Genomic DNA, 25,475 nt, shown 5'->3' with positions numbered 1-25,475 from the left:
GCCGGCGATCGGTGCGGGCAGCCCCGGACTTCGCGATGCGCCGCCGCGGGGAGCGCCGCGCATGAAGACGGTGGTGCATCCGACGCGGGCGGTCGTGCTCGCGTTCCTGTTCGCGATCCTGGCCGGGACGCTGCTGCTGTCCTTGCCCGCGGCGCGCAGCGCGGGCGAGGCGGCGCCCTTGCTGGTCGCATTCTTTACCTCGGTGTCCGCCGTCTGCGTGACGGGAATGGCCATCGTCGATACCGGCACCTATTGGTCGACCTTCGGCCAGTCGACGATCATGGTGCTGTTCCAGCTGGGCGGCTTCGGCATGATGACGGCCGCCACCTTGCTCGGCCTGATGGTCAACCGCTCGCCGCGCCTGCGCACCCGCATGATGACGCAGGCGGAAACCCGCTCGCTCGGCCTTGGCGATATCTCGAGCGTGGCGAAAGTCGTGCTGCAGGTGACGGTCCTGGCCCAGCTCCTGCTCACCGCGGCCCTGGTCCTGCGCCTGCACTTCGGCTACGCGATGGGCTGGCGCGAGGCCGGCTGGAGCGGCCTGTTCCACGCTGTTTCGGCATTCAACAACGCCGGCTTCTCGATCCATCCGGACGGCCTGGTGCGCTACGCCGGCGATGCGCTGATCCTGCTGCCGCTGATCATCGTCATCGTCATCGGCGGCATCGGCTTTCCCGTCCTGCACGACCTGCGCCATCGCTTCCGCGATCCGCGCCACTGGTCGCTGCACACCAAACTGACCTTGACGGGATCGATCGTGCTGCTGGCGGGCGGATTCCTGGCCGTGCTGCTGCTGGAGTGGAACAATGCCGGGACAATCGGGACGATGTCCATGTCCGGCAAGCTCCTCAACAGTTTCTTCATGTCGGTCTCGGCGCGCACGGCGGGCTTCAATACGGTCGACATCGGTGCGCTCGAACCGGAAACCTGGGCCGTGCATTACCTGCTGATGTTCATCGGCGGCGGCAGTGCCGGCACCGCCGGCGGGGTCAAGGTGGGCACCGTGGTGGTGCTTGCGCTGCTGGTGCTGGCCGAGGCGAAAGGCCACACCGATACGGAAGCCTTCGGCCGCCGCGTCGGTGCGCCGGCCCAGCGCCAGGCCGTGACGGTGCTCGTGCTGGGCAGCGTTATCGTTGCAATCGGGACGGTGCTGCTGCTCCGCATCACCCACTTGCCGACCGACCAGGTCATCTTCGAAGTCATCGCCGCCTTCGGCAGCGCCGGCCTGTCGACCGGCATCACGCCGGTGCTGCCGCCGTCGGGCCAGGTGCTGCTGGCGGCGCTGATGTTCATCGGCCGCGTCGGCACCATCACGTTCGCCGCCTCGCTGGTGCTGGGCGAGCGCCGCATGCCATATCGTTTTCCCGAGGAGCATCCAATTGTTGGGTAGGATTTTTACGGAGCAGTTCGCATTTTCATCGGTCGACAGCGTCGTCGTCATCGGACTGGGTCGCTTTGGCGGTTCGGTGGCGCAGTCGCTGATCCGGCTCGGGCACGACGTCATGGGGATCGACCAGCGCGAAGACCTGGTGCAGTTTTGGGGCGACCGCCTGACCCATGCGGTGCAGGCCGACTCGACGAACGAAAGCGTCATGCTGCAGCTGGGCGTGGCCGATTTTTCGCACGCCATCGTCGCCATCGGTTCCGACCTGGCGGCAGGCCTGATGACCCTGATGGTGCTCACCGAGCTCGGCATCAAGGATATCTGGGTCAAGGCGAAGACCCCGGAACACGGCCAGATCGCGCAACGCATCGGCGCCCATCATGTGGTGTACCCGGAGATGGACATGGGCGAGCGCGTGGCGCACCTGATCACCGGGCGCATGATGGACTTCATCGAATTCGAGGACGGCTTCGCCATCGCGAAGATTTGCGCGCCGCCCGACACCCATCACAAGACACTGGCGGACGCGCACGTGCGCTCGCGTTTCGGCGTCACCGTGGTCGGCGTCAAGCGCGCCAACGAAGACTTCCAGCATGCGCTGCCGGAGACGCGCATCCTGCCGGCCGACCTGCTCATCGTTTCCGGGCCGACGAAAAAGATCGAGCAGTTCGCCGGCGGCGACAAGCAGGCCCGCTAGTCCCCGGAATACGGCTGGTATCGCTGACGCCGCCGACCGCGCCGCAAGCGCTACATCGCCAACCCCACGCCACGATATCGCGGGAACGCCCGGCCAGTTCAACGGCGTCAAGCTCTGCAACGACTTCGGCGTCCTGAGGAAAAGCGTAAGGGCGTACGAGGACTCGGTGCAGAGTGTCGCCGGATCTGGGCGGGCTGGCGGCGACATCCCCGGCGCACGAGGGGTTCAGCCGGCGTATCGTATTATTTTTGCGTTCGCACACCGCAAGAAACATTTGTGCGAATGCAGATTCGCGGCGAAAATCTCGGCTTCTCCCTTTCTGTAGGGAATTCCGAGCCGCAACCATGAACGCACCCGACACACCACCACCGCCCCCCTCGCTGCGGGCCGCGATCGCCCACCGTTTCAGCCTGCTCGACGACAAGGCCGACGACACCGAGATCGACCGCAGCCTGCGCGCCGGCGTCGAGCTGCGCGGCGCCACGCCCTGGATCCTGATGTTCGCGATCGTGATCGCCTCGGTCGGTTTGAACACCAATTCGACCGCGGTGATCATCGGCGCCATGCTGGTGTCGCCGCTCATGGGGCCGATCGTCGGGCTCGGCTACGGCGTCGGCATCTTCGATTTTGCGCTGGTACGGCGCTCGCTGAAGAACCTGGCCATCGCCGCCGCGATCAGCCTGCTGACCTCGACCCTGTACTTCATGCTGACTCCGCTGGACGAGGCCCAGTCCGAACTGCTGGCGCGCACCACGCCCTCGCTGTGGGACGTGCTGATCGCGCTGGCAGGCGGCCTGGCCGGGATCATTGGCCAGACCCGGCGCGAAAAGTCGAACGTCATCCCGGGCGTGGCGATTGCGACCGCCCTGATGCCGCCGCTGTGCACGGCCGGCTACGGACTGGCCAACGGGAACTGGTCGGTGTTCGGCGGCGCCTTCTACCTGTTCTCGATCAACTGCGTGTTCATCGCCTTTGCCGCGGTGGTGGTCATCGAGTTCCTGCGCCTGCCGCACCGCAAGTTCGTCGACCCGCGCCGCGGGCTGCGCGTGAAGGGCGCCGTCTGGTTCATCGTCCTCGTCACCGGCTTGCCCAGCATCTACCTGGCCGCGCGCCTGGTCGACAACGAGGTGTTCAAGAGCCGGGCGCGCGACTTCGTGCGCAAGGAATTCAAGGCGGCGCGGGTGCACGTGCTCGACATGCGCGTCACGCCGGCATCGAAGGAGATCGAGGTGACGCTGATCGGCCAGCGCTTGCCGGCGGCGGCGATCGCCGCCATCGAGGGCCGCCTGCCCGCCGCCGGGCTGCACAAGGCGCACCTGGCGGTGCACCAGGCGCAGGCCGAAGACAGAAAGGACGAGAAGATCGACATCGGCAGCCTGAAAGCCGATATCCTCGCCGACATCGTGCGCAACAACCAGCAGGCGCTGCAGGAGCGCGACGCCACCATCGCGGCCTTGCGCGAGCAGCTCACCAGCCAGCATGGCTGGGTCGAGCAGGCGGCGGCCGTCACGCGCGAATTCGAGGCGCAGTACCCGCAGTGCGGCAACGTGCTGGTGGGCAGGGCGGTGCCGCCCGGGGAAGGCCAGGCGGTGCCGGTGCCCTTCCTGAGTGCCGATTGCCGCCGCCTGCCGCGCGCCGACGAGGTCAAGCGCATCGACGCATGGCTGAAGGTCAGGACCGGACAAGCCGATGCCAGGCTGGTGCTTGCAGCGAAGCGAGGCAAGCTGTTCCGTCACACGGATGGCAAGGAAGCCGATGCACCGGTGACGCCAAATCAAGGATAGGAAACACAGTGACGACAATGCCGAGTCGTACGCGCTGTTCAAGTTCGTGGCCACCTGGCTCGGCGCCTGGTCCGGGGTGCCGGCCGGGATGTTCGCGCCGCCGCTGGCGATCGGCGCCGCGCTCGGCAACGACGTCGCGCATCAATCCACTGCAGCGAACCGCCTGCGCCAGGACCGCATCATGTCGGCACGGATCGTTCCGGCCCCGCGCATCGATGGGACATGTACAGGTACACCACGTGCAGCAGCGAGCGCCCGATCGCATACCCTAGCAGGTTGCCGTGCAGTGACAACGGCATCATGAATACCGCGGCCGTCATCGCGAACAGCGCCACCTGCCACAGCAATTCGACCTTCTGCTGGCCGGCGACGAAGAAGACATAACTGAGCGGGCTGGCGACGAAATTCAGGAAGCACAGCGGCGCGAGGATGCGCGCGAGTTCGCCGGCGGGACGCCATGCGGGGCCGAATACCCAGCTGAACAGTTGTGGCGAAAACAGCCCCAGCACCAGCGCCGGGCCGATGCCCAGCAATAGCAAGGTCTTGAACGTCGCGCGGTAGATGACGCGGCAGTGGCCGGCGGCCTGGAATTCGTGCACCGCCTGGCGCTTGAATACGTCCAGCACCGAGGCGGCGATCAGCGCGATGGGCGCGTTCAGCACGCGCTGGGTGAGTGCGAACAGGCCCGCCGCCAGTGCGCCGTGGTGAAAGCCGATCATGAACAGGGGCAGTTGGCCGACCAGGGTGTTGAGCAGGCTCGAAGGCAGGGAATAGCGCCAGAACGCACGATGCTTGACGAGGTAGCCGCGCTGCGCTTCGGTGAGCGTCAGCCGCAGGCGCGCCGCCGGCGGCGAGACCAGCAGCCGCGCGGCGCACAGCCCGGCGCCGAGCCCGATCAACTGGCCCGCCAGCAGCGCGGCGCCTTCGAGCCCGGCGTACAGCAAGGCCAGCTGAGTCACGGCGATCGTCGCGGCGGCCAGGACCTTGGCCTTGGCCGCCTTGTCGAACAGCTTGTGCGAGGCCGCGAACGCCAGCGTGGTCTGGGTGGTGGCGGTGAGCCAGGTCGCCAGTCCGACCGTCAGCAGGCCGAACCAGGGCATGGCGGCCAGCGCGGGCACGCCGGCAAGACGGGCCAGCACCAGGCTGGCCGTGAGCGCCACCGCCAGCAGGCTGGCGCAATAGCCGACGACGCCGAAGCACAGGCGCTGCTGCCGCTTGCCGTGATCGAGCACCATGGCGGCTTCGAAACGCAGGGTGGCGACGATCGAGGCGACTGCGACGATGCCGAGCCAGACGCTGAAGGTGCCGATGTCGGCCGGTGTGCACATGCGCGTGAGCAGCGGCGCCGCCAGCAAAGGCAGGGCCTGGGCGCCGGTCGCCCCGGCCATGACGGTGGCGACGTTCTTGCGGAATTCGGAGCGTGACATGTTCATGGGAGCCGTCTGCCTGCGTGCGCCGGCCCGCAGGCACCGGCGTCGATCGGGCCATGTTGCCGGCCAGTGTGCAGATGGTAGCCAGCTCCCGGCGACCGCCGTTTTTGCTGTATCGAACACACCATGTAAATTGATGTAAAGACGGCGTGTGCCTTGCCGTCGGCCCGCGCGCGGTTTATTGCCTTTCAGCCAGCCGCCGCGCCGCCTGTTTGGCCGGCGTATCGCCCAGCGGCAGCAGCGCCGCCGCGCGCGCCAGCGCCCGCACCAGCAGCGCCTCGCCGGGGCGCAAGCCGCGTCCGCGCAACTGCGGCAACGAACGCACCGGTTCGGGCACGATGTCCACGGCGGCGCGCACCAGCAGGCGCTGCAGCGGGCGCAGCGGCGCGGGCACGAAAGGCGCCTCGGCCATGGTGCGCAGGAAATCGGCGAGGATGGCGGAACCTTCCAGTGTTGGCGCGGTCGCAGCGAGCAAGGCTTCCCACCCTGCCCAGGCCTGCGGCACGCCGGTCGCGCCATAAAGCAGGGCGGACGCCTGGCTTTCCGCGAAAGCCGCATCCCTGTCGGCCGCCGACAAAGCCTGCGCGTAGCGATGCCAGGCTTCGGCAAAGCCGAACACGGCGCTGGCCTGCACCCAGTCGAGCAGGCGCGGGTCGTTGGCGTGGAAGGCCTGTCCATCGGGCGTGTTGCCCCGCACCTGGCCGTGCATGCGCACCACGCGCGCGATTAACGCCTCGGCCGCCGAGCGCGGACCGTACACGGTCATCATGGCCGCGAACCCGGTGTGCCGCAGGCGCATCAGCGGATCGCGCTGGAAGCCACCCGACTGCCACACGCCCGATCGTACCGACGGTTCGGCCAGCTGCAGCAGCACCGCCGCCACCCCGCCGATGAACAGCGGGACCGGATTGGCGAAGATGCGCCAGGTAACGCCATCCCGCGGCGCCAGCGCCGGCTCGCCGGCGGGCTGGCTGAAGTCGAAGGCCAGGCCCGGCGGTGGCTGCATCATCTCGCGTAGCGTCTTCAGCATCGCTCTCGGTCCTCAAGGAATGGTGTCAGGGTGCCGCCGGTAATGGCTTCAGTAAGCGCTTGCCCCCGCAGATAGTTTAGGCTTAAAGTATATCGCAGGCCGGCCGACGCACTGCCCAACTTGTCGCCCATCCAGCATACCAGCGCCATCCTTCCTGTACTGCCCGGAGATCCCATGAACGGAACCGCGTACCTGGACACCTTTGCGAACGATAACCTGCCGCCGCGCGAACAATGGCCCGAGCTGCTGTTCGAAGGCGAAGAACTGGCCTACCCCGAGCGCATCAACTGCGCGGGCGAACTGCTCGATGCGATGGTGGCGCGCGGGCACGGGGCGTCCATCGCGGTGCGCGGCGCCAATTCAACCTGGACCTACGCCGAACTGCTGGTTACCGTCGACCGCATCGCCGCCGTGCTGCAGGGCGGGATGGGGCTGGTCACCGGCAACCGCGTGCTGCTGCGCGGCGCCAACAACCCGATGATGGCGGCTTGCGTGCTGGCGGTATGGAAGGCGGGCCTGGTGGCGGTGCCGACCATGCCGCTGTTGCGCGCCCGCGAGATCGGCACCATCATCGCGCTGGCGCGGGTGGACGCGGTGCTGTGCGCGGCCGACCTGCGCGCGGAACTCGACCTCGCCTGCGAAGGGCTCGATGCGGCGCCACGCGTGGTCTTCTTCAACGACAGCGCACCCGGTTCGCTGGAAGCCTTGATGACGCAGATGCCGCCGCGCTTCGAAGCGGTCGACACCTGGGCGCAGGACGTCTGCCTGCTCAGCTTCACCTCCGGCACCACCGGCCGCCCGAAAGGCACGATGCACTTCCACCGCGACGTGCTGGCGATCTGCGACTGCTTCCCGCGCTCGATCCTGGGCGCGACCCCAAACGACGTCTTCATCGGCACGCCGCCGCTGGCGTTCACCTTCGGCCTGGGCGGCATGCTGCTGTTCCCGCTGCGCTATGGGGCCTGCGCCGTGCTGCTGGAAAAACTCACGCCCGAATCGCTGCTGGCGGCGATCGCCGAATACCGCGCCACCGTCTGCTTCACGGCGCCGACCTTTTATCGGCAAATGACGCCGCTGGCCGGTCGGTACGACCTGTCGAGCCTGACCCGCACCGTCTCGGCCGGCGAGGCGCTGCCGCTGGAAACGCGCCAGGCCTGGCAACGCGCCAGCGGCCTGGCCATGATCGACGGCATCGGCGCGACCGAAATGCTGCACATCTTTATCTCGGCCGCAGGCGACGCCATCCGTCCCGGCGCCACCGGCCGCCCGATTCCCGGCTACCGCGCCTGCATCCTCGACGACGACGGCAATCCGCTCGGCCCCGGCGTCACCGGCCGGCTGGCGGTGAAAGGCCCCACCGGCTGCCGCTACCTGGCCGACCCGCGCCAGCTCGATTACGTCTGCAAGGGCTGGAACCTCACCGGCGACGCCTACCAGGTCGACGCCGACGGCTATTACTGGTACCAGGCGCGGACCGACGACATGATCATCTCCGCCGGCTACAACATCGCCGGGCCGGAAGTCGAGGACGTGCTGATGCAGCATCCGGCGGTGGCCGAATGCGGCGTGGTCGGCGCGCCCGATGCCGAGCGCGGGCAAGTGGTGCTGGCCTATGTGGTGCTGCGCGTCGGAGAGGAAGCCGGCCCGGACATGGCCAAGACGCTGCAAGACCACGTCAAGCGCACCGTCGCGCCCTATAAATACCCGCGCCGCATCGCATTTCGCGCCTCCCTGCCGCGCACCGAAACCGGCAAGCTGCAGCGCTTCAAGCTAAGGCAGGAAGCAAAGCAAATGATGGAGTCCTCATGAACATCGTCTGCATCGGCGGCGGCCCTGCCGGCCTGTACTTCGGGCTGCTGATGAAGAAGCAGGACCCGGCGCACCAGATCACCGTCATCGAACGCAACCGCCCCTACGACACCTTCGGCTGGGGCGTGGTGTTTTCCGACCAGACCCTGGGCAACCTGGTGGCGGCCGACGAAGCGACCGCGCGCACCGTCCTGCAATCGTTCAACCACTGGGACGACATCGACGTCCACTTCAAGGGCCGCACCGTCACCTCGGGCGGACACGGCTTCTGCGGCATCGGCCGCAAGCGCTTGCTGAACATCCTGCAGGCGCGATGCGAGGAACTGGGCGTGCGGCTGGTGTTCGAAACCGACGTGGCGGACGACCAGGCGCTGGCACGCCAGTACGGCGCCGACCTGGTCATCGCCTGCGATGGCCTCAACAGCCGCGTGCGCACCCGCTACGCCGCCACCTACCAACCCGACATCGACACCCGCAACTGCCGTTTCGTCTGGCTCGGCACAAAAAAGAAGTTCGAGGCATTCACCTTCGCCTTCGAGGAGACCGAACACGGCTGGTTCCAGGCGCACTGCTACCAGTACGACGGCGATACCTCGACCTTCATCGTCGAGACGCCGGAAGACGTCTGGCGCAAGTCCGGCCTGGAAGACATGCGCCAGGAAGAGAGCATCGCCTTTTGCGAGCGGCTGTTCGCCAGGTACCTGGACGGCCACGCCCTGATGAGCAATGCATCGCATTTGCGCGGATCAAGCATGTGGATCAAGTTCCCGCGCATCGTCTGCCGCGAATGGGTGCACTGGAACGCCATCGACGGGCGCCGCGTCCCGGTCGTGCTGATGGGCGACGCGGCCCACACCGCGCACTTCTCGATCGGTTCCGGCACCAAGCTGGCGCTGGAAGACGCGATCGAACTGGCGCGCTGTTTTGAACGCGATGGCGCCGCGGGCATCGAAAAGGTTTTGGAAAGTTATCAGGAACTGCGCGCCGTCGAAGTGCTGAAGATCCAGAGCGCCGCCCGCAACTCGATGGAATGGTTCGAGAACGTCAAGCGCTACACCGCGATGGAAGCCGAGCAGTTCGCCTATGCGATGCTGACGCGCAGCCAGCGCCTCTCGCACGAAAACCTGCGCCTGCGCGACGCCGGTTACATCGGGCGCTTCGAGGGCTGGATCGCGCGCCGCGCCTTCGAGCAGGCCGGGGTGCCGCTGCCGCAGCATGTGGAGAGCGTGCCGCCGATGTTCACGCCCTACCGATTGCGCGGCACGCTGCTGAAGAACCGCATCGTGGTCTCGCCGATGGCGCAGTATTCGGCGGTCGATGGCGTCGCCGGCGACTACCACCTGGTGCACCTGGGCAGCCGCGCCCTGGGCGGCGCCGCGCTGGTGTTCGCCGAGATGACTTGCGTCTCGGCCGACGCCCGCATCACGCCCGGCTGTCCCGGCATGTACACGCCTGAACACACGGCGGCGTGGAAGCGCATCGTCGATTTCGTCCATGCCGACAGCGACGCCAGGATCGCCCTGCAGCTCGGCCACGCCGGCGCCAAGGGTTCGACCAGGCGCGCCTGGGACGGCATCGACCAGCCGCTCATTGATGGCAACTGGCCGCTGGTATCGGCCTCGCCCCAGCAATACCTGGAAGGCGTGTCGCAGCTGGCGCGCGCAGCGACCCGCGGCGACCTGGAGCGCATCAAGCTGGATTTCGTGCGCGCCACCGGCGAGGCGGTCAAGGCCGGCTTCGACTGGCTAGAACTGCATTGCGCGCACGGCTACTTCCTGTCGAGTTTCATTTCGCCGCTGACCAATCAACGTACCGACGAATACGGCGGCAATCTGGAAAACCGCTGCCGCTATCCGCTCGAGGTTTTCCGCGCGATACGCGCCACCTGGCCCGATGACCGGCCGATGAGCGTACGCCTGTCGGCCCACGACTGGACGCCGGGCGGCCTGACGCCCGACGATGCCGTACAGGTGGCGCGCCTGTTCAAGGAAGCCGGCGCCGACATGATCGACGTCTCCTCGGGCCAGGTGAGCAAGAAGGAGCAGCCAGTGTACGGGCGCATGTACCAGACCCCGTTCGCCGACCGCATCCGCAACGAGGTCGGCATCCCGACCATCGCGGTGGGCGCGATCTTCGAAGCCGACCACGCCAACAGCATCATCGCTTCCGGCCGCGCGGACCTGTGCGCGATCGCGCGCCCGCACCTGGCCGACCCGGCCTGGACCCTGCACGAAGCGGCCAAACTCGGCTACACCCCGGTGCAGTGGCCCAGGCAGTACTACGCCGGCAAGCTGCAGCTCGAACGCAATCTCGAACGCGAGCGCGCGCTGGCGGCGGCCAGCACGGGACTCACGCCGCAGCAGGTCGCGGCCAAGCTGCTGGAAGGCTGACATGGCGCGCAAACAAACCACCCTTGCCGTCGTTGAAGACGCCGCGCTGGACGTCGAAAGCCGCGTCACCGACGACAACCATGCCTCGCTCAAGCTGTGGCTGCGCATGCTGTCGTGTACCACCATGATCGAAACCGAGATCCGCAGCCGCCTGCGCCGCGAATTCGGCATCACGCTGCCGCGCTTCGACCTGATGGCGCAGCTCGACCGCCATCCGCAAGGCTTGCGCATGGGCGACCTCTCGAAACGGCTGATGGTCACGGGCGGCAACGTCACCGGCATCGTCAATTTGCTCGAGCAGGAAGGCCTGGTGGCGCGCGACGCGGTGCCGGGCGACGGCCGCGCCTTCAGCGTGAAACTGACGCCTGCCGGACGGCGCGCCTTCAAACGCATGGCCACCGCACACGAAGGCTGGGTAGAGGAGTTGATGAGCGCTTTGAGTACAACCGAACGCACCGCGCTGATGGAACTGCTGTCCACCATGAAGCGGGGCCTGAACGCCCCCGAACAAGTACAAGACTAGGAGACCACATGCGCCACCTCACAGGCGAACCGCATCAGCTGCCGGGCAACCGAACCGCCTTGCATGACCACCAGCCGCAGCACTTCCTGTTCAGCGTCGAGGCAGGCGTGGCCACGCTCACGCTGAACCGCCCCGAACGCAAGAACCCGCTCACCTTCGATTCCTATGCCGAGCTGCGCGACCTGTTCCGTGCGCTGGCCTATGCCGAGGACGTCAAGGCGATCGTCGTGACCGGCGCCGGCGAGAATTTCTGTTCCGGCGGCGACGTGCACGACATCATCGGCCCGCTCACCAAACTGGACATGCCGGGCCTGCTCGCCTTTACCCGCATGACCGGCGACCTGGTGAAAGCCATGCGCGCCTGCCCGCAACCGGTGGTGGCCGCGATCGACGGCGTTTGCGCCGGCGCCGGCGCCATCCTCGCGCTGGCTTCCGACATCCGCTACGGCACCGCGCGCAGCAAGACCGCCTTCCTGTTCACGCGGGTCGGCCTGGCCGGCTGCGACATGGGCGCCTGCGCGCTGCTGCCGCGCGTAATCGGCCAGGGCCGCGCCGCCGAACTCCTCTACACCGGGCGCAGCCTCGGTGGCGAAGAGGCCGAGCGCTGGGGCTTCTTCAACCGCCTGTGCGCGCCCGAAAGCTTGCTGGCGGACGCGCAAGGTTTTGCCGCCGCGCTGGCCGCCGGCCCCACCTTCGCCCACGGCATGACCAAGAAGATGCTGCAGCAGGAGTGGAACATGGGCGTCGACGATGCCATCGAGGCCGAAGCCCAGGCCCAGGCCATCTGCATGGCCACCAACGATTTTCATCGCGCCTACCACGCCTTCGTGGCCAAGGAAAAACCGCAATTCAAAGGAGACTGAAGGCATGGCCGATACCGATTACCTCGATTGGCCGTTCCTCGACGGCCGTCACCGCGAACTGGCGCTGGCGTTGGACGCTTGGGCTACGGAGAACATCGCGCAAGCACACGACCATGACGTCGACGCCGCTTGCCGCGCCCTCGTCAAACAGCTGGGCGCGGCGGGGTGGCTACGGCACGCGATCGGTGGCCGCGAATATGGCGGCGCCGGCGAGGCCATCGACACGCGCGCCGTCTGCCTGATCCGCGAAACGCTGGCGCGCCATTCGGGCCTGGCCGATTTCGCCTTTGCCATGCAGGGGCTGGGCAGCGGCGCGATTACCCTGTTCGGCAGCGAAGCGAACAAGCGCGACTACCTGACCCGGGTCGGCCGCGGCGAGGCGATTGCCGCCTTTGCCCTGTCCGAGCCGGACGCCGGTTCCGACGTGGCGGCAATGGCTTGCGCGGCGACCCTCGACGGCGACCATTATGTGTTGAACGGCGAGAAGACCTGGATCTCGAACGGCGGCATCGCCGACATGGTCGTGGTCTTCGCGCGCAGCGGCGAAGCGCCCGGCGCGCGCGGCATCTCCGCCTTCATCGTCGATGCCGACTTGCCCGGCTTCGAGATCGCCGAACGCATCGACGTCATCGCCCCGCACCCGCTGGCGCGCCTGCGTTTCACCGATTGCCGGGTGCCGCTATCGAAACGCCTGGGAGAAGCGGGGCAGGGCTTCAAGGTGGCGATGGCGACCCTCGACATCTTCCGCACCTCGGTGGCCGCCGCCGCACTTGGATTTGCCCGGCGCGCCCTGGACGAAGCGCTGGCACGGGCGACGAGCCGCAAGATGTTCGGCAAGACCCTGGCCGACTTCCAGCTGACCCAGGCCAAGCTGGCCCAGATGGCGACTAGCATCGACGCCGCCGCGCTGCTGACCTACCGCGCCGCCTGGCAGCGCGACCAGGGGCGGCGCGTGACGAAGGAGGCGGCGATGGCCAAGCTGACCGCCACCGAAACCGCGCAGGGGGTGATCGACGCCGCCGTGCAGATGTTCGGCGGCCTGGGCGTGGTCAGCGAACAGCCGGTCGAGCGCCTGTACCGCGAGATCCGTTCGCTGCGCATTTATGAAGGGGCGACCGAGGTGCAGCAGCTGATCATCGCGCGTGAACTGTTGGCCGAAGCTGCGGCCGAGGCGGTGCCCCGTGGGTAAAGCGCCTGTCTATGTCCGCAGCTTCGAGAACGGCTTCGCGCGCACCGTGCAGGTGCGCTTCGGAGACTGCGATCCGGCCGGCATCGTCTTCTATCCGCGCTACTTCGAGATGTTCAACAACCTGGTCGAGGACTGGTGCGCGCAGGGGCTCGGCCTCAGCTTTCATGAACTGATCCAGGTGCGTGGACTCGGCTTGCCCACCGTGAGCCTCACCACCGACTTTATCGCGCCCAGCAGGCTCGGGGAAGAACTGCGCGCCGAGCTGTCGGTACGGGATGTCGGCGGCGCGAAGATCATGCTGGCAATCCGGCTGAGCGGACCCGACGGCAGCGAGCGCGTCGGCGCCATCCTGGTGCTGGTGCTCACCGACTTGCAAGCCGGGCGCGCCAAGCGGATTCCCGACGCGATGCGGGTCAGCATCGAGCGGTTCCGGCCGCCGCGACAACCCTGAAGATACAAGGGCACATATGGAATTCCTGCAACCGGAAGGCTGGGCCAAACCGCGCGGCTACGCCAACGGCATCGCCGCCTCGGGCCGGATGGTGTTCGTGAGCGGCATGGTCGGCTGGGACGCCCAGGGCGTCTTCCACACCGACGACTTCGCCGGCCAGGTACGCCAGGCGCTGGAAAACATCGTCGCCGTGCTGGCCGAGGGCGGCGCGAAACCCGAGCACATCGTGCGCATGACCTGGTATGTGCTCGACAAAAAGGAGTACGTCGCCGCCTACCCCGAAATCGGCGTGGCTTACCGCGACCTGATCGGGCGCCATTTCCCGACCATGAGCGCGGTGCAGGTGGCGGGGCTGGTGGAGGATCGGGCGCGAGTGGAGATCGAGGTGACGGCGGTCGTGCCCGAATAGGTATATTTCAGTTCGCTACCACCAGATGCCGCTTTACCTCCGGCTCGCCCTCGCCGATATGAAATGCAAACTTGCGCTCGCGTAGCGCGACATCCGCTTCCGTGATCCTGTAAAAGCGCCGCAAATGCGCGGTCCAGTTCTCGTCGGTGATCTGTTCGGTGAACTGTCCCGGGTCGTTCACGTCCTGCAGCAGTTCCCAGCCGAGTGCGCCGAGGGCCAGGCGGCTGCGGCGGCTTTCCTGCATCAGGGCGATGAATTCTTCGCTGCGCGCGGGGTCGATCCGGTAGATCACCGAGACCACGATGCGTCCCTGCGTCGGCGCGATGGCCGCCACCGGCTTGGTCGATGGCGTCGCCGGCGTCAGGTCCTCTACCTGGCCGCGGTCCTGCACCAGGCGCAGGACGACGAACATCGTCACTGCCCCACTGGCGGCGGCGACGATCAGGCTGTTGCGCACGCTGTCCTGGCTGGCCAGGTGGCCCCAGGCCGCGGCGCCGAGCGCGCTGGCGCCCATCAAGGCCATCTGGTAGATGGCCATGGCGCGCGCGCGCACCCAGTCGGGCAGCGCCATCTGGATCGATACGCTCAGCGAATTGGCGGTCGTGATCCATGCCATCCCGGACAGGGCCATGGCCGCCATGGCCAGATACAGGTTGCTGCCCAGCGCGATGGTCAAGGTCGTGATCGCCTGCAGCAGCGCGCCATACCAGACCAGGGTATCGCGCGTGACCGCATTGCGTACGCGCGGCAGCAGCAGCACCGCGACGATCGCGCCGCCGCCCATGCAGGCCAGCAGCGCCGTAAACGCGGCGGCGCCGCCGTCGCTGCCCCGGGACAGGTCGCGCGCGACCAGCGGCAGCAGCGCCAGCTGGGCGGTCGAATGGAAGAAGAACACGGCGATGCGCGCCAGCACGGCCTTGACCCGTGGCGACTGGCGCACGAAGCCGATCCCGATGCGCATGGCGCTGCGCAGCCGTTCGCGCCCCAGCGGATCGGGCACGTGTTCGCGGCGCCAGCGCATGATCACACAGCCGGCGGCGACCGACAGCACGGCATTGAGCAGGAAGACGTACACGGTGCCGATGCTGGCGATGGTCGCCCCGGCGATCAGCGGGCCGGCGATGCGCGAAGCGTTCATGGCGATGCCGTTCAGGCCCAGCGCCGCGGGCAGGTGGGCGCGCGGCACCAGCTCCGGCACGATCGCGGCGAACACCGGCCAGCGCATGGCCAGGCCGATCCCGTTCGCGAACGTCAAGGCAAGCAGCAGGCCCGGACTCATGGCATCGAACAGCACGACGATCGACATTGCGACCGCCACGGCAGCGACCCAGAACTGGGTAAGGATGAAGTAGCGACGGCGGTCGACAATGTCGGCCAGCGCGCCGCTCGGCAGGCCGAGCAGGAAGACCGGCAGCGTCGAGGCGGTCTGCACCAGCGCCACCCAGACCGGTTCGCGCGTCAGCGAGGTCATCATCCAGGCGGCGGCGACGTCGTTCATCCACATGCACAGGTTGGCGGTCAGCCAGACGCCCCAGAGCATGCGAAACGCCGGATGCAGCAGGGGCGCCAATGACGCGGGCACGTTCGATTCGGTTGCGGCGGCTGGCGGCGATGGGTCTGGCGAGGACATGTGCGTTGTCGGATGATGATGCCCGATTCTACTCCTCCACCGGCTTGACATGCTTCTCGATCAGTTCCAGCATCCCCTGCGCCGCAATCGACAGCGTCTCGTCCTTGCGCGTGACGACCAGGATCGGCCGCGTCTGCTCCTGCGACGCCAGCGGGATCGCGGCCAGGTCGAGCAGGCGGAACTGGAACAGGGTCAGTTGCGGCACCAGGCTTACGCCCAGGCCTTGCTCGACCAGGCCCGCCACCGTCGCCAGGTGCTCGACTTCGAAGCCCGAATGCACGGCCGCGACGTCGCGCAGCAGGATGTCGGCGTACTGGCGCACGCTCGACGACTTGGCGAGATGGACGATCTCGTGGCCGGCCAGGTCGCCAGGTCGGATGCGGCGCTTTTTCGCCAGCGGGTGGTCGCGCCGGCACACCAGGTAGAACGGATCGCTGCCCAGCACGCGCGAGTCGAACTCATTGAAATTTGCGCCCGGCGCCGTCAGCACCAGGTCGGCTTTGCGTTGGCGCAGCAGCGCCAGGCATTGATCAGATAACGCATCGTGCAGCGACACGGCGACGCCCGGATACAGGCGCCGGTACTCGGCGATGATCGCCGGCAGCGCGCGTGCCGCCAGCGAGGGCAGGGCGGCGATCGAGACGCGGCCGCGGCGGCGGGCGACGTAATCGGCCATGTCGTCGAAGGCGGCTTCGGTGTCGGCGATCAGCGAACGAGCCACTTCGGAAAATAGTTTGCCTTCGGGCGTCAGTGTGACGTTGCGCGTGTCGCGCTCGAACAGACGCGTGCCTGCTGCTTCTTCCAGCTTGCGGATCATCGCGCTGAATGCCGGCTGCGAGGTGTGGCAGCGTTCGGCCGCCCGCGTGAAATGGCGCGTTTCCTTGAGTGCCACGAAGGCGTACAGCAGTTTGGTCGAGATGTTGGTCGCCATCGTGTGATTGATTCGATAAACGGATTAATCCATCTGAAATGACCATTGTACTTAATGGGTCAAGCGCGTGACACTGAAGCCATGGGAGGAGCACACATGAAAACAATCAGGATCGGCGCCGGCGCCGGCTACTCCGGGGACCGCCTCGAGCCGGCGGTGGAACTGGCGGAAAAGGGCGCGCTCGACTATCTCATTTTCGAGTGCCTGGCCGAACGCACGATCGCGCTGGCCCAGCGCGCCCGCATGGCGGCCCCCGCCGCCGGCTACGATCCGCTGCTGGCCGAGCGCATGCACGCCGTACTGCCGCTATGCCATGCGCAGGGCATCCGCATCCTGACCAACATGGGCGCGGCCAATCCATTGGCGGCGGCGGCCAAGGTACGCGAGATAGCACGGTCGCTGGGACTGGATGGGCTGAAGGTGGCGGCGGTGCTGGGCGACGATGTGCTGGACACGGTGCGCGCCGGCGACTACCTCGACGACAGCGGCCAGCCAGTCAGCCGCTTCGGCGAACGCCTGCTGTCGGCGAATGCCTATCTCGGCGCGCAGCCGCTGGTCGATGCGCTGGCGGCGGGGGCCGATGTCGTCATCACCGGCCGCGCCGCCGATCCGGCGCTGGTGCTGGCGCCGCTGGTCCACGAATTCGGCTGGGCGATGGATGACTGGCACCGGCTGGGGCAGGGCACGCTGGTCGGGCACCTGCTCGAATGCGCGGGGCAGATCACGGGCGGCTATTTCGCCGATCCGGGCTACAAGGACGTGGCCGGCCTGGCGCGGCTGGGTTTCCCGATCGGGGAGGTGCTTGAAGATGGCACGGTCGTCATCACCAAGGTGGCAGGCAGCGGCGGCCAGGTCACGGCGGCCACCTGCAAGGAGCAGCTGCTGTACGAAATCCACGATCCGGGCGCCTACCTGACGCCGGACGTGGCCGCCGATTTTTCCGGCGTGCGCATCACCGAGATCGGCCCGGACCGGGTGCTGGTCGAAGGCGCCACCGGCCATCCGCGGCCGGAGACGCTGAAGGTCTCGATCGGCTACGTCGACAGTTTTGTCGGCGAGGGCCAGATGTCGTATGCCGGTCCCGGGGCGCTGGCGCGGGCGCGCCTCGCACTGTCCATCGTCGAGGAACGCCTGCAGCTCACCGGCGTGCAGGCGGACGAGCTGCGCTACGATATCGTCGGCGTGAACGCCATGCACCGCGACCAGCTGGCGGCGGCGCACCCGGAACCGTACGAGGTGCGCATCCGCGTGGCGGGCCGCACCGGCAGCCTGCGCGAAGCGACCCGCATCGGCAACGAAGTCGAAAGCTTGTATACCTGCGGCCCGGCCGGCGGCGGCGGCGCCTTCAAATCGGCGCGCGACGTCGTCGCCGTGGTATCGGTGCTGCTGCCGCGCGACGCCGTCTATCCTACTGTCCACTTCGGGGAGCTTGAACATGCTGTTACGTGAGATTGCGCATGCGCGCGCCGGCGACAAGGGGAATATCTCGAACATTTCCGTGATCGCTTACGACCCGCAGGATTACGCGCTGCTGGAGCGGCATGTGACTGCTGAACTGGTGAAAGCGCATTTCGCGGAGATTGCCACGGGCGAGGTGCGACGCTACGCATTGCCGGCGCTCGGCGCCCTGAACTTCGTGCTGCACGGCGCGCTGAGCGGTGGCGTCACCCGTTCGCTGGCGCTGGACGCGCACGGCAAGACCCTGGGTTCGGCCATTCTCAGCATCGAGATCCCCGACCAAGCCTCGCAGCCCTGAATCGAATAACAGACAAGGAGACACCCCCAATGAGCCTCACGAAATTTCCCTTCTTCGCCATCCCGGCCATCTGCCTCGCCTTGTCGGCTGGCGCATCCGCCGCCGGCTTCCCCGAAAGACCGATCCGCTTCGTGGTCCCCTTCGCCGCCGGCACTGCGACCGACCAGCTGGCGCGCGCACTGGGCCAGGCAATCACGCTGGAGACGAAGCAGCAGGTGATCGTCGACAACCGCCCCGGCGGCAATGGCTTCATAGGCGCCAACGAAGCGGCGCGCGCGGCGCCGGATGGCTACACGGTGCTGATCGCGACGAACACCACCCACGCCGCGGCCGAGCACCTGTACAAGCGGGTTCCTTACGATCCGGTCAAGAGCTTCGCGCCGATCACGGCGCTGGGCAAGGGCGGGCAGATCATGGTCGTCAACGCGAACTCGCCGGTCACGAACGTGGGCGACTTCATCGCGCGCGCAAAGAAGGAGCCGGGCAAGCTCACCTTCGGCAGCGGCAGTTCGTCGAGCCGGGTCGCGGGCGAACTGTTCCAGCAGATGGCGGGCGTGCAGCTGCTGCACGTGCCCTATAAAAGCAATACCTATGCGATCACCGACCTGATGGGCGGCCAGATCGGGATGATGATCACCGATACCGCCACCGGCCTGCCGCACATCAAGAGCGGCAAGCTGCGCGCCCTCGGCTATTCGGGCAGCACCCGCTCGCCGCTGGCGCCGACGGTGCCGACCATTGCCGAGGCGGGCGTGAAGGGTTACGACATCGGTTACTGGTTCGCGGCCTATGCGCCCGCAAAAACGCCGGCGCCGATCGTCGCCCGCCTCAACGACCTGCTGCGCCGCGCCGCCAACAGCCCGACCGCGAACAGCGGCTTCTACGCGATGAGCGGCACCACGGTTTTCCTGACTTCGCCGCAGGAGCTGGCGGCGTTCCAGGCGGCCGAAGCGAAGCGCTGGGGCGAGATCATCCGCAAGGCGGGCATCGAAAAAGAATAGGGCAGCGCCAAGCCAGGCCACACAGCCCGCGTTTCGATCATCGTAGGCTGGACTCTCGAGTCCACGCGGTATTACTCAAGCATCTCGATATGCATGGAAAAGGCCGTGGACGGAGTCCACCCTACGTACCGCGCAACGCGGATTGCGCGACCGGGCTTGGTATCAGCGGAAAGCCAGGCCACACCGCCCGCGTTTCGAACATCGTCGGGTGGACTCCGTCCACGGCCGTCTCGTCGCACACCTCAACGCCGGAAAAAACCTGTACGTGCGCGCTCCCGGGCCAGGTGGCGCGTCTCGATACGCATGAGAAGGGCCGTGGACGGAGTCCACCCTACGTACCGCGCAACGCGGATCGCGCGACCCGGCTTGGTATCAGCGGAAAGCCAGGCCACACCGCCCGCGGTTCGAACATCGTCGGGTGGGCTCCGTCCACGGCCGTTTCGTCGCACACCTCAACGCCGGGAGAAGCCCGTACGTGCGCGCTCCCAGCTACGCGGCGCGTCTCGATACGCATGAGAAGGGCCGTGGACGGAGTCCACCCTACGTATCGCGCAACGCGGATTGCGCGACCGGGCTTGGTATCAGCGGAAAGCCAGGCCACACCGTCCGCGGTTCGATCATCGTAGGGTGGACTCCGTCCACGGCCGTTTCGTCGCACACCTCAACGCCGGAAAAAACCTGTACGTGCGCGCTCCCGGGCCAGGTGGCGCGTCTCGATATGCATGAGAAGGGCCGTGGACGGAGTCCACCCTACGTATCGCGCAATGCGGATTGCGCGACCGGGCTTGGTATCAGCGGAAAGCCAGGCCACACCGCCCGCGGTTCGAACATCGTCGGGTGGACTCAGTCCACGGCCGTCTCGTCGCACACCTCAACGCCGGAAAAAACCTGTACGTGCGCGCTCCCGGGCCAGGTGGCGCGTCTCGATACGCATGAGAAGGGCCGTGGACGGAGTCCACCCTACGTATCGCGCAACGCGGATTGCGCGACCGGGCTTGGTATCAGCGGAAAGCCAGGCCACACCGTCCGCGGTTCGATCATCGTAGGGTGGACTCCGTCCACGGCCGTCTCGTCGCACACCTCAACGCCGGAAAAAACCTGTACGTGCGCGCTCCCGGGCCAGGTGGCGCGTCTCGATACGCATGAGAAGGGCCGTGGACGGAGTCCGCCCTACGTATCGCGCAACGCGGATTGCGCGACCGGGCTTGGTGTTGGCAGTAAGCCAGGCCACATTGCCTGCGTTGCGATGATCGTAGGCCTGACGTCAATCCTCGTGCGGCGCCGTCCCGGTGACGGCCGGCGCCGCCTCCTGCACCAGGTAGTTGTCCTTCAGCCGCACGTAATGCTCGGCCAGGTAGCGGTTGTGGGCGAGCTCCTCGGCGCTGAGCGGGCGCACCTTGCGCGCCGGCCGGCCCACGTACAGGTAGCCGCTATCGAGCACCTTGCCCGGCGGGACCAGGCTGCCGGCGCCGACCATGACCCTGGCGCCAACGACGACGTCGTCCATCAGGATCGCGCCCATGCCGATCAAACACTCATCGCCGATGGTGCAGCCATGCAGGATCACCGCGTGGCCGACCGTGACGTAGTCGCCGATCAGCAGCGGCGTACCCTGCGGGTTGTTCTCGTTCCTGTGCGAGACGTGGCCCATCGAAAAATCCTGGATGTTGGTGCAGCGGCCGATGTGGATGTGGTTGACGTCGCCGCGCAGCACGGCATTGCACCAGACCGAACTGTCGTCGCCGATGCGCACGTCGCCGATGATTTGTGCCGAGTCGTGCAGGAAGACCCGCGCGCCGATGGCGGGATCGAAATCGAGGTAGCTGGTGACAGGCATTGCATGCTCCCGGGTGAAGTTGCAAAGGATATCGCAGCCGGGCCGGGCAAGCGCAGCCCAGCCTCCGGGTTCATTCTACGCTTACCCGGGTGGCGGCACGCTCAGTCGGCGAACGCCCCGGCCTTCTTGTAGATCGGCCCCCACTTGTCCATCTCCGCCTTCAGGTGCGTCTGCAGCCCGGCGGGCGTGGCCTTGTCGGCCGCCACCGTCTCGGCGCCGAGGTCGGCGAACTTGGCCTTGACGTTGGGATCGGCCATGGCCTCGCGCAGCGCGCCGCCGAGCTTGGCGATGATTGGTTGCGGCGTGCCTTTCGGCGCGTACAGGCCGTGCCAGACGTACATCTCGAAGCCGGGCATGCCCTGTTCGGCCAGCGTCGGCACGTTCGGCAGCGAAGCCACCCGTGCCTTGGTGGTGGCGCCGTACACCTTCACTTTACCGGCGCGGATGTGCGAAGTGGTCGACGTGGTCTGGTCGCACAGCAGGTCGATCTGGCCGCCGAGCAGGTCGTTCATGGCGGGCGCGGTGCCCTTGTAGGGGACGGTCGTGATCGGCGTGCCGATCGCGCTCAGGAACAACATGCCGCACTGGTGCGATACGGCGCCCAGGCCGGCGTTGCCCATGCTGAGCTTGCCCTTGTTGGCCTTGACGTAGGCGATCAGTTCCTTCAGGTTGTTGGGCGGCAGGTCCTTGCGCGCGACCAGCACCATCGGCACGTCGGCGGCCTGGCCGATGTATTCGAAATCGCCCAGCGGATTGAAGGCGAGCTTGCGGTACATGGCCGGGCTGGTCGCCATGCCGTTATGGTGCAGCAGGACGGTATAGCCGTCCGGCCGGGCGCGCATGACCCGGCCGGCGGCGAGCGTTCCGCCGGCGCCGAGGGCGTTCTCGACGATGACGGTCTGTTTCAGCGACTTGCTCATGGTCTGGGCCAGGATGCGGGCGATGGTGTCGGTCGGGCCGCCGGCGGAGAAGGGGATGACCATGGTGATGGTCTGGTCCGGGTAGTCGGCGGCCAGCACGGCATTGGCGGCCAGCAGCGCAGCGCTAGCAACGATCAGTTTCTTCAGCATCCTTGTCTCCTCGTCTGGTTGAAGCGGTGGACCCGCTTGTGTTTAAACCATCGTAGAAGCTTATGGGAAGCAAAGTGAAATAGCTTTTTCTGATGCCAGCATCAGGGAACGGCATAGGTCAGCGGCCGATCCAGGTCGCCCCCGGCCAGGCGCCCGCCTGTACCATTTCCTTCATCAGCGCCACCAGTTCGGCGGCCACGGCCACGCCGGCCGGCGATGGCTTGCGTGCGGCCGCGCGCGCCAGCACGACGCGGCGCGACAGGTCGGGCGAGCCGACGGGGGCGCCCGACAGGCTGCCCTGCTGGAGTTCGTCCAGCACCGCCGAACTGGGCAGGATGGTGTAGCCGAAGCCCTTCGCCACCAGAGAGCGCTGCAGGTCGAGGGCATTCGTCTCGGCCACCACGTTGACGCCGATGCCGGCGACTGCCAGCGCGTGCTCGATCAGGCCGCGCAAGCCGTGCACGTGATTGGGGAAGACCATCGGCTGGTTTTCGAGCTGCTTGAGCGGAAAGGGCTGGTCGGCGGCCAGTTCGCCCGGCGGCGCGATCACGTACAGCTGTTCGTCGAGCAGGGCCTCGACTTGCAGCCCGGTCGAGGAGCGGGTGTCGTACACCAGCGCCAGTTCGACTTCGCCGCCTTCCAGCCACTGCATCACGTTGCCCGAGTAGCCGACGTTCACGCCCAGGATCACGTTCGGATGTTTTATGCGCAGGCGTGCAATCAGTTCCGCCGCCAGCAGCCGGCTGACGCTGGCCAGCAAGCCGATCACCACGCGCCCGGAAATGGCGTGCGCCGCCGGCCCGATCTCGGCGCGCGCCTTGTCCAGCTCGCGCAGGGCGCGCCGCCCGTATTCGACCAGGGTGCGGCCTGCGTCGGTCAGCACCATGCCGTGGCGCTCGCGTTCGAACAGGGGCACGCCGCATTCGTCCTCGAGCATGCGGATATGGCGCGACACGGCCGGCTGCACCAGGTGCAGCAATTCGCCGGCCCTGGTGGCGCTGCCGGTTTCGGCGATGGCGATCAGGGTACGGATCTGCTTGATGTCCATGAGAATTGCCCGTTATGGATGAGCTATCAAAATAATGTATTTCCACATGTGTCGCAATCATGTTTCTTGATGGCACTGCCATGATGAACCGTGATGCTGGCATCATGATTTTCTATTTCACTATCGATCCCATCGAATTCTATGATGAACCAACTTCCAACGGCGAGCCCCGCTCGAACCACCATGACGACCGACCCCTTCGACCCGGCCTACCTTCAGCAGTGGGTGGGCAAGACCGAAACCCTGCACGAAACCGTACGCCCCGAAGTCGCGGCGGCGCTGGCCGCAACGCTCGATGTCGCCACCGCGCCCGGCGCCGGCGAGCCGCTGCCGCCGCTGTGGCACTGGACCAATTTCGCCGCGGTCGTGCCGCAGTCGCAGCTGGGCGCCGATGGCCACCCCGAACGCGGCGGCTTCCTGCCGCCGGTACCGCTGCCGCGCCGCATGTGGGCCGGCGGGCGCTTCGTCTTCCACGCCCCGGTGCCGATCGGCGCCACGCTGACGCGCACCTCGACCATCGCCAGCGTCAGCAGCAAGGAAGGGGCGAGCGGGCGCCTGGTGTTCGTCACCGTGCGCCACGAGATCAGCCAGGGCGGACAGCCCGCCATCACCGAAGAACACGACATCGTCTACCGCGACCTGGCCGCACCCGGCAGCATGCCGCCGCCGCCCAAGCCCGCGCCAACAAATGCGCGCTGGTCGCGCACCATCCATCCGGACCCGGTGCTGCTGTTTCGCTACTCGGCGCTCACCTTCAACGGCCACCGCATCCACTACGACCGCAGCTACGTCACCGAAGTGGAAGGCTACCCGGGCCTGATCGTGCACGGCCCGCTGATTGCCACGCTGCTGGTCGACCTGGTGCGGCGCGAATTGCCGGGTGCGGACATCGCCGCATTCCGCTTCCGCGCGCTGGCGCCACTGTTCGACATCGAAGATTTTGCAGTGTGCGGCGCGCCGGCAGAAGACGGCAAGACGATCAGCCTGTGGGCCCAGAACAGCCGCGGCGAACTGGCGATGCAGGCCGAAGCCGTCCTGCGCGCGGCCTGAACGAATAAAGAGGAGACCAGTCATGATCCATCAAGAGCAATCGCATGAAGACATCCGCGAAGCCGTGCGCGCGCTGTGCGCCGAATTCCCGGCCGAGTATTTCAGGAAGATCGACGAGGCGCGCGGCTATCCCGAAGCCTTTGTCGACGCCCTCACCGCCGCCGGCTGGATGGCCGCGCTGATCCCGCAGGAATATGGCGGCTCGGGCCTGGGCCTGACCGAAGCCTCGGTCATCATGGAAGAGATCAACCGCGCGGGCGGCAACTCCGGCGCCTGCCACGGCCAGATGTACAACATGGGCACGCTGCTGCGCCACGGCTCGCAGGCGCAAAAGGATTATTATCTGCCGAAGATCGCCAGCGGCGAATTGCGCCTGCAATCGATGGCCGTCACCGAACCCTCCACCGGCACCGACACCACCCGCATCAAGACCACGGCGGTACGCAAGGGCGACAAGTACGTCATCAACGGCCAGAAGGTCTGGATCTCGCGCATCCAGCATTCCGACCTGATGATCCTGCTGGCGCGCACCACGCCGCTGGCGGACGTGACGAAAAAATCGGAAGGCATGTCGATTTTCATCGTCGACCTGCGCGAGGCGGTCGGAAAGGGCATGAGCGTGCAGCCGATCTTGAACATGGTCAACCACGAAACCAACGAGCTGTTCTTCGAGAACCTGGAAATCCCGGCCGAGAACCTGATCGGCGAGGAAGGCAAGGGCTTCAAGTACATCCTCGATGGCCTCAACGCCGAGCGCACGCTGATCGCCGCCGAATGCATCGGCGACGGCTACTGGTTCATCGACAAGGTGACGAAGTACGTCAACGAGCGCGTCGTGTTCGGCCGTCCGATCGGCCAGAACCAGGGCGTGCAGTTCCCGATCGCCAAGGCCTACGTCAACCTGGAAGCGGCCAACCTGATGCGCTACAAAGCCTGCGAACTGTTCGACGCGCACCAGGCTTGCGGCGCCCAGGCCAACATGGCCAAGATGCTGGCCGCCGACGCGTCCTGGGAAGCGGCCAACGCCTGCCTGCAGTTCCACGGCGGCTTCGGCTTCGCCGCCGAATACGACGTCGAGCGCAAGTTCCGCGAAACCCGGCTCTACCAGGTGGCGCCGATCTCGACCAACCTGATCCTGGCGTATGTCGGCGAGCACGTGCTCGGCATGCCACGCTCATTTTAAGGAGACGGTC

General features: G+C 66.9%; 22 protein-coding genes and 1 pseudogene. 16 read left to right on the top strand and 7 right to left on the bottom strand.

Annotated elements, in window-relative coordinates:
- Positions 1-61 precede the first annotated feature (61 nt).
- From IFT60_RS04925 to IFT60_RS26430, 4 genes and pseudogenes are all read left to right on the top strand, one after another.
- A complete protein-coding gene (locus IFT60_RS04925) occupies positions 62-1,390 on the top strand; it encodes a TrkH family potassium uptake protein (protein ID WP_192050106.1) in 1,329 nt (442 codons plus the stop codon).
- Positions 1,380-2,081: a potassium channel family protein gene (locus IFT60_RS04920; protein ID WP_192050104.1), complete on the top strand. Its 702-nt coding sequence runs from the start codon at positions 1,380-1,382 to the stop codon at positions 2,079-2,081. The genes IFT60_RS04925 and IFT60_RS04920 overlap by 11 nt, the downstream gene beginning before the upstream one ends.
- 344 nt (positions 2,082-2,425) lie before the next feature.
- A complete protein-coding gene (locus IFT60_RS04915; protein ID WP_192050102.1) occupies positions 2,426-3,865 on the top strand; it encodes a DUF389 domain-containing protein in 1,440 nt (479 codons plus the stop codon).
- A pseudogene (locus tag IFT60_RS26430) lies at positions 3,855-3,998 on the top strand (chloride channel protein); the annotation flags it as partial. The gene IFT60_RS04915 and the pseudogene IFT60_RS26430, both read left to right, overlap by 11 nt.
- A 46-nt stretch (positions 3,999-4,044) precedes the next feature.
- Here IFT60_RS26430 and IFT60_RS04910 read toward each other — a convergent pair.
- Together IFT60_RS04910 and IFT60_RS04905 are read right to left on the bottom strand one after the other, a co-directional pair.
- Positions 4,045-5,298 carry a lipopolysaccharide biosynthesis protein gene (locus tag IFT60_RS04910; RefSeq protein WP_229510696.1) on the bottom strand — a complete coding sequence of 418 codons (1,254 nt, stop codon included), beginning with the start codon at positions 5,296-5,298 and terminating at the stop codon, positions 4,045-4,047.
- 175 nt (positions 5,299-5,473) lie between these two features.
- Positions 5,474-6,325, bottom strand: coding sequence for an oxygenase MpaB family protein (locus tag IFT60_RS04905; protein WP_192050100.1), 852 nt, complete (start codon positions 6,323-6,325; stop codon positions 5,474-5,476).
- A gap of 174 nt (positions 6,326-6,499) precedes the next feature.
- Here IFT60_RS04905 and IFT60_RS04900 point away from each other — a divergent pair, with 174 nt between their 5' ends.
- Genes IFT60_RS04900 through IFT60_RS04870 form a run of 7 tightly spaced genes read left to right on the top strand, consistent with a single transcriptional unit; the run spans position 6,500 to position 13,959 of the window.
- The gene (locus tag IFT60_RS04900; RefSeq protein ID WP_192050098.1) at positions 6,500-8,134 is read left to right on the top strand and encodes an AMP-binding protein; all 1,635 of its coding nucleotides are present in this window, start codon (positions 6,500-6,502) and stop codon (positions 8,132-8,134) included.
- A complete protein-coding gene (locus tag IFT60_RS04895) occupies positions 8,131-10,524 on the top strand; it encodes a bifunctional salicylyl-CoA 5-hydroxylase/oxidoreductase (RefSeq protein ID WP_192050096.1) in 2,394 nt (797 codons plus the stop codon). The genes IFT60_RS04900 and IFT60_RS04895 overlap by 4 nt, the downstream gene beginning before the upstream one ends.
- A gap of 1 nt (position 10,525) precedes the next feature.
- Positions 10,526-11,047, top strand: a complete 522-nt coding sequence (locus tag IFT60_RS04890; RefSeq protein WP_192050094.1) for a MarR family winged helix-turn-helix transcriptional regulator — start codon at positions 10,526-10,528, stop codon at positions 11,045-11,047.
- 8 nt (positions 11,048-11,055) lie between these two features.
- Positions 11,056-11,910, top strand: coding sequence for an enoyl-CoA hydratase family protein (locus IFT60_RS04885; protein ID WP_192050091.1), 855 nt, complete (start codon positions 11,056-11,058; stop codon positions 11,908-11,910).
- A 4-nt stretch (positions 11,911-11,914) separates the two neighbouring features.
- Positions 11,915-13,099: an acyl-CoA dehydrogenase family protein gene (locus IFT60_RS04880; protein ID WP_192050089.1), complete on the top strand. Its 1,185-nt coding sequence runs from the start codon at positions 11,915-11,917 to the stop codon at positions 13,097-13,099.
- Positions 13,092-13,550 (top strand): acyl-CoA thioesterase, encoded by a 459-nt coding sequence (locus IFT60_RS04875; RefSeq protein WP_374000490.1) that lies wholly within the window; start codon positions 13,092-13,094, stop codon positions 13,548-13,550. Before IFT60_RS04880 ends, IFT60_RS04875 begins: the two co-directional genes overlap by 8 nt.
- A 16-nt stretch (positions 13,551-13,566) precedes the next feature.
- Entirely contained in the window at positions 13,567-13,959 is a 393-nt protein-coding gene (locus IFT60_RS04870; RefSeq protein WP_192050087.1) for a RidA family protein, read from the top strand.
- A 7-nt stretch (positions 13,960-13,966) separates the two neighbouring features.
- Here IFT60_RS04870 and IFT60_RS04865 read toward each other — a convergent pair whose 3' ends face one another.
- Complete coding sequence (locus IFT60_RS04865) at positions 13,967-15,589, bottom strand: MFS transporter (protein ID WP_192050085.1); 1,623 nt, start codon at positions 15,587-15,589, stop codon at positions 13,967-13,969.
- Positions 15,590-15,617: 28 nt separating this feature from the next.
- Positions 15,618-16,520: a LysR family transcriptional regulator gene (locus IFT60_RS04860; protein ID WP_192050083.1), complete on the bottom strand. Its 903-nt coding sequence runs from the start codon at positions 16,518-16,520 to the stop codon at positions 15,618-15,620.
- A gap of 96 nt (positions 16,521-16,616) precedes the next feature.
- Between IFT60_RS04860 and IFT60_RS04855 the strand changes: the two genes are divergently transcribed.
- From IFT60_RS04855 to IFT60_RS04845, 3 genes are read left to right on the top strand one after another with little or no spacing between them, the layout of a single operon-like run.
- Positions 16,617-17,969 (top strand): acyclic terpene utilization AtuA family protein, encoded by a 1,353-nt coding sequence (locus IFT60_RS04855; protein ID WP_192050081.1) that lies wholly within the window; start codon positions 16,617-16,619, stop codon positions 17,967-17,969.
- Positions 17,956-18,276 carry an AtuA-related protein gene (locus IFT60_RS04850; RefSeq protein WP_192050079.1) on the top strand — a complete coding sequence of 107 codons (321 nt, stop codon included), beginning with the start codon at positions 17,956-17,958 and terminating at the stop codon, positions 18,274-18,276. The genes IFT60_RS04855 and IFT60_RS04850 overlap by 14 nt, the downstream gene beginning before the upstream one ends.
- Before the next feature lie 29 nt (positions 18,277-18,305).
- Entirely contained in the window at positions 18,306-19,277 is a 972-nt protein-coding gene (locus IFT60_RS04845) for a Bug family tripartite tricarboxylate transporter substrate binding protein (protein ID WP_192050077.1), read from the top strand.
- A gap of 1,264 nt (positions 19,278-20,541) precedes the next feature.
- Here the strand turns inward: IFT60_RS04845 and IFT60_RS04840 are convergent.
- From IFT60_RS04840 to IFT60_RS04830, 3 genes are all read right to left on the bottom strand, one after another.
- Complete coding sequence (locus IFT60_RS04840) at positions 20,542-21,114, bottom strand: gamma carbonic anhydrase family protein (RefSeq protein ID WP_192050075.1); 573 nt, start codon at positions 21,112-21,114, stop codon at positions 20,542-20,544.
- Positions 21,115-21,215: 101 nt separating this feature from the next.
- Positions 21,216-22,184: a tripartite tricarboxylate transporter substrate-binding protein gene (locus IFT60_RS04835; RefSeq protein WP_192050073.1), complete on the bottom strand. Its 969-nt coding sequence runs from the start codon at positions 22,182-22,184 to the stop codon at positions 21,216-21,218.
- 118 nt (positions 22,185-22,302) lie between these two features.
- A complete protein-coding gene (locus IFT60_RS04830) occupies positions 22,303-23,232 on the bottom strand; it encodes a LysR family transcriptional regulator (protein ID WP_192050071.1) in 930 nt (309 codons plus the stop codon).
- 183 nt (positions 23,233-23,415) lie between these two features.
- On the opposite strand from IFT60_RS04830, the gene IFT60_RS04825 reads away from it, so the two are divergent.
- Together IFT60_RS04825 and IFT60_RS04820 are read left to right on the top strand one after the other, a co-directional pair.
- Positions 23,416-24,282, top strand: coding sequence for an HTD2 family dehydratase (locus tag IFT60_RS04825; protein WP_192050069.1), 867 nt, complete (start codon positions 23,416-23,418; stop codon positions 24,280-24,282).
- Positions 24,283-24,304: 22 nt separating this feature from the next.
- Positions 24,305-25,465, top strand: coding sequence for an acyl-CoA dehydrogenase family protein (locus IFT60_RS04820; protein ID WP_192050067.1), 1,161 nt, complete (start codon positions 24,305-24,307; stop codon positions 25,463-25,465).
- Positions 25,466-25,475 lie beyond the last annotated feature (10 nt).

It is taken from the genome of Massilia sp. CFBP 13721 (assembly GCF_014842025.1).
Classification (GTDB): Bacteria; Pseudomonadota; Gammaproteobacteria; order Burkholderiales; family Burkholderiaceae_D; genus Telluria.
This window is presented reverse-complemented; position numbering and strand designations above follow the sequence as displayed.